Consider the following 11,956-nt stretch of genomic DNA (forward strand, 5'->3'; position numbering starts at 1 on the left):
GCGGTGGGCGGCGGGGGCGGGGTGGTCGGCGGCGCCGGCGTCGGCGGCACCGGCGGCGGGGACGAGTTGAAGGCGTCGACCTGGCGGTCCACCTCCGCCTTCGCGTCCCACCACTTCCGCTGCTCGGCGTCGGCGACCCGCCGCGCGTCGTCGAGCTCCGTCTCCGCGTCCCGGATCGCCTTCTCCGCGGCGGCCCGCTCGTCCGCGAGCGCCTTGTGGGCGTCCTCGGCGTCGGTGCGCGCCGCGTCGGCGTCGGCGACGGTCTTCTGCTGCGCCTGGAACTCCGCGCGGGTGTCGACGGCGGTCTTGCGCTGCGCGTCGAGCTGGGCGTGGGCGTCGGTGAGCTGCTGCTGGGCGTCGGTCAGCGCGGTGTGCGCCGCGTCGGCCTCCCGGCCCAGCCGGTCCAGCTCCGCCTGCGGCGCGCCGGCGATCTGCGCGTCGTCGAGGGCGTCCTTGGTCGCGAGCGCGTCCTGGCTGAGCGACGAGAGCCGCGGCGTGAGGTCCTGGATCGTCGCGCGGGTCTGCGCGACGTCCGCCACGGCGGTGTCGAACGCCGTCTGCCGGGCGCGCAGCTCGGCCTCGGCGTTCAGGTGGGTGTCGATCGCCGTGTTGAGCTTCGTCGCGGCGTCGCCGAGCGGCTGGTCGGTCTTCGCGAGCACGGCGGCGGAGGAGTTGATCGCGTCCTGCGCCCGGTGCCGGGCCTCGTCGACCTTCTTCTCGGCCTCGCGCCAGTCGTCGGCCGTCTTCTTGACCTCGGTCTGGGCGTCCTCGAGCGAGTCGCCGAACTGCTGGTGCAGCACCGTCTCGGCCTCGGCGGCGGGCAGGCGCACGCCGGCCGAGCCGGGGACGGTCAGGTCGACCACGCCGGTCTTGCCGCCGACGGTCGCGACCACGCGGTACTCGACGTCGAACTGCACGAGACCGGTGCGCGGCGCGTCCTTGGGCTTGACGGCGCCGCCCTCGGCCTGCGAGGGACCGCCGGAGACCGCGGACGACTCCTCGTTCGCGTGCCGCAGCTCGACACCGCCGGTGCCGAAGTTGACGGTGTCCTTCGGGTCGGTGCCCTGCTTGACCGCCGCGCTGCCCTGGGCGAGGCCCACCGACACGTCGGCGGTGTCGGCGACCTTGCCCTCGCTGGAGGTGTCGGTCGTCCTCGTGGACAGCGGGGTCTCGATCTTGACGCTGTCGCTCAGCGACCCCAGCTGCGGGTTGACGAGCTTCGCGTAGACCTTGACGTCGGCGTCCTGGCCGAACGCCAGCGCCGCCTCCTTGAGCCCCGGCACGTCGAGCGGACCGGAGAGCATGGAGGGCAGGTGCGGCTGCAGGTTCTCCGGGCTGAGGGTGGAGAACAGGCTGTTGAGCGAGCCCGTGCCCTTGCCGGTCAGGCCCTTGCCGGCGCCCGCCTCCGTCATCGCCTTCACGGCGGCGTCGCGCAGGTCGCCCGCGCCGCGCAGGTTCTCGACCGACGCGGACGGGGGCAGCTGCGTGGCGCGCGTGTCCTGCTGGAAGGCGAAGGCCGCCTCCGGCGTGCCGAACTCGGTGCCGCGCCTGCTCGCCGCCGACATGTACGGCTGCGGGGTCCCGCGGCTCGTGGTCGGCTCGGAGACCTTCTGGTTGTCCGCGTGCGTGCGGACGACCATGTCCTGCACGCCGCTCCGGGCCTTCGCGACCTCCTGGGACCCCTTCTCCACGACGAGCTCGAACTCGATCGGCACGGAGTAGCGCGCCGCCGGGCCGCTCGCCGTGCGGGAGTGGCTGAACGCCTCGTTCGCCGAGGTCGTCACCGAGCTGCTCCTGCTCGAGCCGATGTTCGCGCCCGCGCTGACGCCCGCGCTGCCCGAGACGTTCGGGTTCGCGCTGCCCGGCGAGGCCAGGCCCGGTGCCCGCAGGCCGACGCCCCAGCCGGTGCCGCGGCCCTGGCCCGCGCTCTCCTTGCGGGAACCGCCGGTGTTGTGGCTCATGTCGACGCCGTCGTTGACGACCTGGTCGAACTGCGGGTCGCCCGCCTTGGCCCGGAGGGTGACCTGGTACGAGTCCTTGCCGAACGTGCCGGGCTGGTGCACCAGCAGCGGCACGCCGCCGTCCAGGGCGCTGTCGATCATCGCCTTGACGCTCGACGGCGAGTTCAGGTCGACGATGCGCTGCAGGTTGCTCATCGAGTCCTTGAGCACCGAGTCCGGGATCAGCGCGTCGCTGCCGAACTTCTTGGTGTTCGCGGACAGCTGGCCGGTGAGGTCGTTGACCGCGGCGGACAGGTCGGGGACCTTCTCCACGTTGGACAGACCCAGCGCGCCGGGCTCGTTCGGTGCCACCGTCGACGGCGGCGCCATCTTCGGGAAGTCCGGCTTGGGGACGTTCGGCGCCACCTTCGGCAGCGCGCCGAGCTCCCGCGCGACGTCCTCGGAGACGCGGACGAACACCGACTTCGGCATGCTGACCGTCACGCCCTCGGCGTTCGGCGTGCCGCCGTGCACGAAGTTCCCGGCGCGGCTCTCGCCGACGATCGTGAACTCGGCGTCGAGCTGGACCAGCACGGTCCGCGCGTCACCGGGGGTGGTCCTGCCGCGGTCGACGGTGCCGCCGATCTCGCTGGAGTCGGTCTTGCTGTCCGACCACGGCGTGACCTTGCCGGTGACCGCGGCGCCACCGGACCCGGTGGCCTGCGACGGCGACCCGGCGGGCGGCGGGGTGACGTTCGGGCGCACCGGCACGTTGACGCCGGCGGTCAGGTCGACCGACCGGCTCGTCGTGGACGACTCGCCTGCCTTGTAGCCGCCGCTGACCGAGTTGTCGGAGCCCGTGGTGTCCGAGATGGACACGAGCTTCGCCTCGCCCAGCTTCACCGACATGCCGATCGCGCCGGAGCGGTCGGTGACGCGGCGGTCGTACTTGAGGCCCTGCTCCTGCACACCGGTCTCGACGAGCCGCTGCAGGTTCGCCTTGATGTTCTCCGGGGCGAACATCTTGTCGATCTGGGCGCGCGAGGCGGTGCCCGGCGTGGTGAGCGCCGAGTCGCCCTTGGCCGCGCGGTTGAGCGCGTCGATCGCCTGGTCGCGCAGCGCCGTCGTGTTCGCGACGGCCTCCACGTTGAGGAACTCCGGCGACTTCGGCCGGGCGTCCCGCGGGTTCAGCAGGTCCTTGACCGTCGGGGAGCCGTCGAGCTTCGTCGCCCGCGGGTCACCCGGCTTGAAGCCGTCACCGGGGTCGTTCTTCAGCGTCGAGCCGTCGGACACCCACAGGTTGACCTTGCCGTCGATCTTGTCGAGGCCGGCGCCGGTCCTGGCGACGGTCTTGACCTCCGGCGCCTGGAAACCGGGCGCACCGGGCACGATGGTGCGGACCCACGTGCGCGGCCGCGTGAACGTCGTGATCTCGACCTCGAACTCGACGTCGCCCTGGAACACCTGGGCGTCCGCGCTGCCGGGGTTCGACGAGGTGGCGCTGACGGCCGGTCCGGCCGAGGTCTTGTCCGTCCACGAGTGGCTGTAGGACGCGCCGACCTGCGGCGAGGGGCTCAGCGACGCGACACCGGTCTTCACCGGGATGTTCACCCTGCCCTGCACGCCGCCGGTCCAGCCCTTGGTGGTGCTGGTGTTCGCGTCGAGCTTCGGGCCGGTCGTCGTGGAGTCGCTGACCGCGTGCTTGTCCGCCTGGCCGAGGTGCTTCGTGCCGGACAGCTTCGCCTTGACCGTGACGTTGACGTAGGTGTTCGTCGTCTTGCCGGAGTTCTTGAGCTGCACCTGGACGCCCGGGCCGAGCAGGCTGTCCATGTTCGCCTTCAGCGCGGCGGGGGAGAGGTTCGCGGTCAGCTTGCGCTGGTTCGCGAGCTGCTCGGCCACGTCGCCGAAGCCCTGGCCCTTGCTCGACCGCGGGTTCGCGTCCGGGTTGTTCCACTTCGGCAGGAACTTCTCGAAGCCGGGCAGCTCGCGCAGCGCGGTCTCGACCTGGCCCTGCACCTGCGTGGCGGGAACGAACTCGCCGACCTTGGCGTTGCCGGCCGCCAGGGTGTCCGCCACGTACGGCGGCAGGTGCCGGGTGTCCTTCGTGGCCGGGTCGGTGGTGGTGTTGCGGGTGCCCTCCGGGGTCGGCAGACCCACGGCGCCGGCCTCGTTGAGGCCCATCCGCACGTGCGTGGTGACCTCGATCTTCACCGGGTCGCCGCTCGGGGTGCGGACCTCGACCTCGGCCGTCACCTCGTAGAGACCGGTCTCGCCCTTCACACCGATGCCGGTCTTGTGGCTGCTGCTCGAGCCCGCGTTCACGCCCTCGGCGGTGCGCGCCGAGTAGTTCACCGTGGCGCCGACCGTGCCGCCGACCTGGCCGGGCACGCCGATGTTGCCGCCGAAGCCCGCGTTCGCGTCGAACCCGGTCTTGGTGGACGCGGACACACTGCTGCCCCAGGCGGAGGTGTCCTTGATGTCGAGCGCCGCGCCGTCGTGCGTGCCGACCAGCTTCGCGTCCTTGAGCGTCGCGGTCATCTGCACCGCGGCGCCCTTGCCGGCGTGCGGGCTGATCAGGTCGGGCGAGGTGACGAAGCCGCCGAGCATCGCCGGCAGGTTGGCGCGGATCGAGGTGGGCGACAGGAAGTTCTGCAGCGCCTCGCGGCCGGGCGAGCCGACCTTCGTGATGGACGGGTGCAGCTTCGCCGCGACGTCCTCGAACGCCTTGCCGGAGTCCTTGACCACCACGGCTTCCGGCACGACGTTCTCGGCCTTCGTGCCCCACGCCGCGTCGGCGGGGGTGACCGCGGCCGACGACCTGCCGGAGTCGACCATCGTGCTGAGGTCCTTCGGGACCTGCAGCGTGACGTCCGGGCCGGTGTTCAGCGTCGCGAACTGCTTCGGGTTGCCGGACGCGTCGGTCACGGTGATCTCGTAGGAGACCGGGACGGTGACCTTCACCGAGCCGTCGTCCGAGCCCTTGATCGCGCGCTGCTCGGTGATCGAGTTCGTCGTCGACTGCGACACGGCGGGCGTGGCGAGCGCGGCCTTGCCGCCCACGGACCCGTACGGGCCCATCGCGGTGCCGGCCGTGACCGAGCCGCCGACGTCGTTGGACGTGGCGATCGTGTTCGTCGTCGTGGACGCGGCGGCGGCCTGGTAGTTGCGGTCGACCTTGGTGCCGGCCGCGTCGGTGACGGCCGTGCTCGCGTCCGCGTGCATCTCGGCGCGGATGTTCGCCTCGAACCAGGAGCCGCCGATCTTCACCTGGAAGTTGCGGCCACCGCCGAGGAACGTCTCGAAGTCGTTCTCGACGGCGTCCTTGATGCGGGCTGCGTCGGCCGGCTTGATGCCCTGGATCTCGGCCACGACCGCGTCCGCGCCGCGCACGTCGGTCGGCGTGATCGAGCCCAGCGCCTTGTTGTCCTGGAAGAAGCCGGGCAGGTTCGTGCCGGGGACCTGGCCGACCGGCTGCGGCGCCGCGGTGGTCATCGGGACGACCGGGTTGGGCGTCGGCCTGGGCGGCGCGGGGCGCGTCTGCACCTCGGGCCGTGCCGTCACCTCGGGCTGCGCGGTCTCCGGCACCGAGCGGGTGCCCTGTTCCGGCGCGGGACGCGTCTGCACGTCCGGTGCGGGCGGCGCCGGACGGGTGTCCGGCTTCGGCGGCGCGGGGCGGTGCTGCACCTCGGGCGTGCCGGCGGCGCGCTCGTCGCGCAGCTGCTGGGTGAAGTCCCGGAACGCCGTGAGGTGACCGGTGGGGTGGCCACCGGCCGCGGCGTCGCGGATCTTCTGCTCGGCGTGGCTCTGCACGGCCGCGAGGTCGGCGTTGCCGAACTGGCGCCAGCCCGGCGCGTTCGGGTCGGCCGGCAGCGTCAGCGCGTGCGCGGTGAGCGAGGCGTCGCGGTTCGCCGTGAGCTGGTCGACCCGGTTCTGGTGCCACCGGACGTCGCGGTCGGCCCGCGCCCGGCGGTCCACCTGCTCGTCCAGCATCGCCTGGGTCTTCAGGGCGTTGGGCACCAGGTCGGAGGCGTTCCACCGGGCCCGGTCGGCCTGCGCCTTGGCGAGGCCCTCCCTGGCGATCTGCGTGCGCTTGTCGTAGGTGCTGGGCGGACCGGCGTTCCTGGCCACCTCGGTCATGCCCTGGACGGCGGCGAGGCGGTCCGCGTCACGGCCGTAGGTGGTCTGCAGGTCCCGCAGCGTCCTGGTGTCGAGGCCGTACAGCGACGCCTCGAACGACCGCGCGGGCGTGCCCTCGTGGACGGGGCCGAAACCGCCGGGCACGACGAGGTCCATGTCCGGGTTCGCCGGCAGGGCGGCCGGGTCCTGCATGAACGGCCCGCGCTCGGGACGGACCTCGGCCGCGGGTGCGGGCGGGGCGTCGTTCTGCCGGGCCGGTGCCGGGGCGTCGGCGTCGGCGGCCGGGGCGTGGTCCGGGGTCGCCGGGGGAGCGTCGACCGGAGCGAACGCCGCCGAGTCGCCGATCCGGATCTCCCGGACGGTGTCGAACAGCTGGTCCAGCTGCGGGGTCGGCTGCCCGCCGATGCGCGCGTCGCGGATGAGGTCCGTGACGCGGTTCTCGACGACCTCGACGTCCTGCGGCGACATCGACTGCCAGCCGGGCGCGTTCGGGTCGGCGGGCAGGGTGAGCGCGTGGGTCGTGAGCGCGTCCGCCCGGTCGAACTGCAGGTTCATCAGCTCGTTGTGGAGCTGCCGCTGGTGGTCGATCAGCCGCTGCTGCTCGGCCTGGCGCTGCGCCTGGTCCGAGCGCATCAGCTCGGACTTCAGCGCGTCCGGCAGGGCGTCGGTGACCCGCTTGAGGTCGCCGACCTGGCCGCGCGTCTCGGTGATCTCGGTCTGCAGGTCCTTCAGGTGCTGCTGGAGACCGCCCGGCTTGGCGGCGATCTCCTGGTAGCGCGTCATCTGCTCGATCTCGTACGAGCGGTCCGGGTTGCCGGCGTGCTGCGCGGCGAGCTCGTTCAGCTCCGCGCCGGTCTTGCCGTACAGCGAGGCCTTGAACGCGGCGTGCTCCTGCCGCGGGGAGAGCCCGCTGTCGGTGCTCGGCACGTCGAGGTCGCTCCGGGCGTCCACGTCGGCGTCCACATCGGACTGGGCGTCCGCGTCGGGCCGGTAGTCGGACTGGACGTCCACATCGGACTGCGCGTCGTGGTTCGGCTGCGGGGCGCCCTGGTTCGCCAGCATGTCCTCGACGCGTTGCCGCGCCTCGGCCCAGCGGCGGTCGAGGTCGCGCCTGCGTTCCGCGCCGTCCTCGATCTCCTGCTGGATCTCCCTCGCCCGCTCCACCTTCTGGTGCAGGTCCGCCGCCTTCTGGAAGCGGTTGGCGTAGTCGGGGTTGCCCGCGAGCGAGAGCTGGTGCTCCGTCTGCCGCACGAGCGCCTCGGCCTGGGCGATCTTCTGGTCGAAGTCGACCGAGGAGTCGACCTCGTTGCCGAGCATCCGGTTCAGGAAACCGCCGAAGCCGGTGTTCGCCGACTTGCCGTCGCGGTAGTTCTGCAACGCCTCCTTGGCGTCGTCGAGCTGGGTGGTGATCGAGTCCAGGCCCCGCACCGAGGCCTGGGTGAGCACCTTGCGCGCGACCGGCTCGTTCTGGACCCGCTCCTGCAGGGCCTTCAGGTCCGCGGTGTCGAACCCGGCGTTCTCCGCCGCCGCGATCTGCTCGGTCAGGTGCGCGTCGATCTGGGCGATCGCGTTCGGGCCGAGCTTCTCGAGCATGTCCGCGTTCGGACCCGCGACGAAGTTGTCGATGGCGTGGGTCATGGCGGGCTGCGACCCCGCGCCGCGGATCGTGTCCAGCCGGCTCTTGGTGTCGCCGAGCTGCCGGGTGAGCTCCTTGATCTCCTGCTTGCGCGCGGCTTCCTGAGCGCGTTCCTTCTGCGTCTGGAGCGCCTCGGGCTTCCAGGTGGTCTTCGACTTCACCTGGTCGATCTGCGACCGGATGTCCGCCGACCGCGTCGCCAGGTCGTGCGCGAACCCGTTCGGGCCGCCGGGGTGCGCGGCCGCCTCCTTGAACAGCAGCGTCCGCTGGGCCGCGTCGCGCAGGCCCTGGTCCCGCAGTCCGGCGAGGGCGTGCTCGACCTCGGCCGAGGACTTGCCGGTGAACGAGGCCTCCATGCCGGCGCGGACGTCCTGCGGCGTCGCCGCGCCGAGCGCTCCGAAGGTGCCGTTCTGCGCGGCGATCTCCACCTGCGGCGCGCCGGCCGGGCCGTGCACGGACTGCACGCCGTCGTTGTCGACGACGAGCTGCACGTCGAGCGCCTGCGCGATCGAGTCCGGCAGGTGCCGGGCGACCTGGGAGTCCGCCCACGACGGCGTCTCGAGGCCCGTGGCGACCAGGTCGGCCGACGTCGGCAGCGCGCCGTTCGCGACGACCTGCTGCGTGACGTGGTCGACCAGCTCCAGGTCGCCCTGCGTCATGGCGTCGGTGTCGAGGCCGGCGTTCACGAGCTGCCAGCGCCGGGACGAGCCGGTGGCGAGGTCGTTCGCGAGCGCGTCGCGCCACTGGTCGAGCTTGGCGCCGGTGTCGGGGCCGGGCACGTTCGGCTCGAGGTCGGGGTGGAACTTCGCGAGCAGGTCCGGGGAGACCTGGCTCGCGGCCCAGTTCGACAGCGCGGGCGGGTTCAGGCCCGCGTGGTCGTGGTTCTGCGGGTTCTGCCGGACGTCGTCGACGACCAGGTCCACGGTGGACTGCACGTCGGCCTGGCCGACGAGCGGCGACGCGTTCGGGACCGGGGCCCCCTGCAACGCCGCGCTGCGCAGCACCGACTCGACGAGACCGCCGTTGCCGAGGTTCGGCAGGTGCGTCTGCTGCGGCCGTGCGCCACCGCGGTTCGCGTCGGCGTTGGTGCCGGCACCGGCGTTGGTGTCGACGTCGGCGCCGGGGAACGAACCGGGCATGGGCGCCGGCCGGGTCTGCGGAGCCGGAGCCGGACGCACGTCCGCGTCGGGCGCCGAGCGCGTCGACGGTGACGGGTCGTGCGGCGTGAAGGTCGTCTTGCCGTTCGGCTGCGGGTGCGCGTCGAGCTCGACGGGCGGCGGGAAGGTGGGTTCCTTCCAGTTGTCCGCCTTCTTGATGTCGGCCTTGCTCGACTTCGAGGTGATCTCGGGCGCGGGCTCGAAGAACGGCTTGTGCGTCTGCGTGCCGTCCGGGCCGTGGACAGTGATCGGCCGGCCGATCTCCGTCGCCAGCAGCTTGGCGGCCAGCTCCTCGGCCTTGGCGGCCTTGGCGTTGTCCGCCTTCTGCTCGGCCGCGTCCTGCTTGTCCTGCTCGGCGCGCTGGTCGGCGTCGAGGTCGGTGCCGGGCGTGCCGGTGTGGTCGACCTGGACGTCACCGCTGCCGGGCCGCAGGTTCGCCGGCAGGTCGGGCCGCGGCGCCGGGCCGGGCTCGACGAGGGCGTTGACCACGTGGCCGTTCTCGAGGCCGTGCTCCTGGCGGAAGTTCGCGATCTGCTTGGTGATCGCGGGCGACGCCGTCGAGCCCTTCTGCACCGCTCCGGCGCGCAGGTCGGCCGGCGACTTGACCGGCGGCACGGCGCCGCCCTTGCCCTTGCCGGACGGCGCGGGGGCCGGGTTCGCGGCCAGCGCGTCGTGGACGGCGTTGAACATGCCGTCCGGGCGCGGGGCGGGGGCGATCGGCAGGACGCCGTGCTCGATGGTGCCGAACGTGCGGGTCACGTTGCTCGGGTTGGCCGACAGGGCCAGGTTGAGCATCGCGGCCATCTTCTCCTGCTTGGCCTGGGCCTGCGGGTCGATGCCGCTGTTGGCGTGCCCGTCGACCGGCGCGGAGACCGCCGTGTTCAGGGTGTTCTTGTCCTGCGAGCCGAGCTTCTTCGCGTCGGCGTCGGACGGGGTCCAGCCGCCCGTCGAACCGGTGTGGGTGTGCACACCGGTGTTCGGGTCGACGCTGTACTCGTGCGTGACGAGCTGCTGGGCCTCGCGCTGCTCGTGCGGCTTGTTCTTCGGGTTGGGCGTGCCGTCGGCCTTCGGCTTCTTGTCGCCGAACTCGTCGCGGATCTTCGCGCCCGACACGTCGGCCTTGGCCGCCCGGTCGGCGGACGGCGTGTCGCCGCCGTACATGCGGTTCGTCACCGAGGTGAGCGCGACGTGCGACTGCGGCCACGACTTGCCCTCGCTCTTGGCGAAACCGAGGGCCAGGCGCGACAGGTCGGTGCCGACCGCGCCGTTCTTGAAGTCGCTCGTGAAGTTCTCACCGCGGTAGGGGTTGCGGTTGTTCTTCAGGTCGACGTCGACAGCAGAGTCCACAGTGGACTTAACGTCGGCCGCGACGTCGGTGTCCGACTGGACACCGGGCGCTGCGGGCGGCGGCGGGAGCTGGTTGGTGTGGATCTCCGCGACCTCGGCGCCCGCGAACGCGTTGATCGACTGGCTGAGCCCGCCGAACTCGTTGCCGTCCTTGCTGAACTTCACCTCGGGGGCCACGACCGCGACGTTCGCGTCCATGAAGAGGTTGGGCTCCGGCGAGTACGGCAGCAGCGGCGCCGAGTCCTTCTGGCGGCTGCGCGCGTCCATGTCGTCGCTCATCGCCTGCTGGAACCTGTCGGCGAAGTCCGGCCTGTTGATCTGGTCCTGCGCGACGTCCAGCTCGGCCTTCTTGGCCGCCTTGTCCGCGGACGAGAGCTTGGGGTCGCCGTCGATCTTCGCGCGCTCGGTGTCGATGCGCGTCTGGGTGTCGGTCACGAGCGTGGCCGGGTCGCCGACGCGGTAGCCGCCCGAGTAGAGCAGTGGGCGGATCGGCCCGACGTCCTTGGGGTTCAGCGACTCGGCGACGTGGTTGAAGATGTCCTTCTTGTCACCGGTGACCTTGCGCGAGCCGGCGTCGAAGTCCTGGAACGAGATGTACGGGTGCGTGTCCTTGCCGTTCATCGCACCGATGGCGAAGGTGTTGGCAGGGCTGTGCATCGTCTCGTTGCGCATCGTGCCGAAGGGGAAACCGCCCTTCGGGTCGAAGGTCGGCAACGGCACCAGCGCGATCGGCTCCGGCCGGCCGGCGATGCTGGTCTTGGCCTGGTCGATGTTGGCGGCCATGTCGACGTCGGACCCGTTGGGGCCGTTGACGCCGATCACGAACACCATGTCCTTCGCGCGCGGCCCCGCGTCCTTCGTGATGGCCTCGATGACGCTGTTGACGTTGACGTCCGGGTTGTTCAGCTGGCCGTGGCTGACGATCATGTTGACCACGAACGACGGCGGCTTGCCCGCCTCGACGCTCTCCTTGAGCTTCGCGAGGTAGTTGTCCTTGGTGGGCAGGTCGATCGTGCCGTTGGCGAGGTCCGCGAACGCCGGGTTGTAGGAGAAGGTGACGTCGCCCATCGACAGGGAGTCGAACTGGCTGACGAGGTTGTCGACCTGGGTGTCCGCGTCCGCGTCGGTCATCGGGACGTCGCCGTCGGTCCGCGAGTCCGCGTCGGTGTCGGCGTTGGTGTCCGCGTTGTCGTCGACCTGGCTGTCGACCTGGCCGTCCGTCTGGCTGTCTACCTCCATGGCCGTGTCCGCGTCCACAGTGGACGGACCGGCCGGGGTGCCGCTGTACGGCGCGGTGGACGTGTTCGGCTTCTTGGCCGAGCGGTCGTCGGTGTTGCTCTGCGCGTCGTCGTCGCGGCCGCGCTTCTCCCCGGTCTTGGCGTCGTCGGTTGCCGGGGCCGACCGCGTGTCGCCGTCGGACCTGGTGTCGGCGCCGGGGTTCGGGTTCGCGTCGGTGCCCGGCTGCCCGCCGGGCTTCCAGTCGGCGGGCGGCGGCACGGTGGCGGGCCCGGCCGGGTTGATCGTGGTGTCGGGCACCATGACCTGGCTGTTCGCGGTGTTCTCGATCAGCCACAGGTGCCGCGGCCGGATGCCGGGGTCGGGCAGGTGGACGTCGGCGCCCATGAGGCCGCCGTCGTTCTGGTGCACGCCGGAGTTCGTGTCGTGCTGCTGGAAGACGCGGCTCGAGTCCTTGTACTCGTCCGGGATGCCCAGGTAGTGCAGCGTCTCGTGGGCGAGCA

General features: G+C 71.9%; 1 pseudogene. It reads right to left on the minus strand.

Features of this window, described 5'->3' with window-relative positions:
• Window positions 1-11,956, minus strand: a pseudogene (locus ACFWGZ_RS33385) (hypothetical protein); the annotation flags it as partial.

Origin of the sequence: Lentzea sp. NPDC060358 (genome assembly GCF_042725365.1) — a bacterium.
Lineage (GTDB): Bacteria > Actinomycetota > Actinomycetes > Mycobacteriales > Pseudonocardiaceae > Lentzea.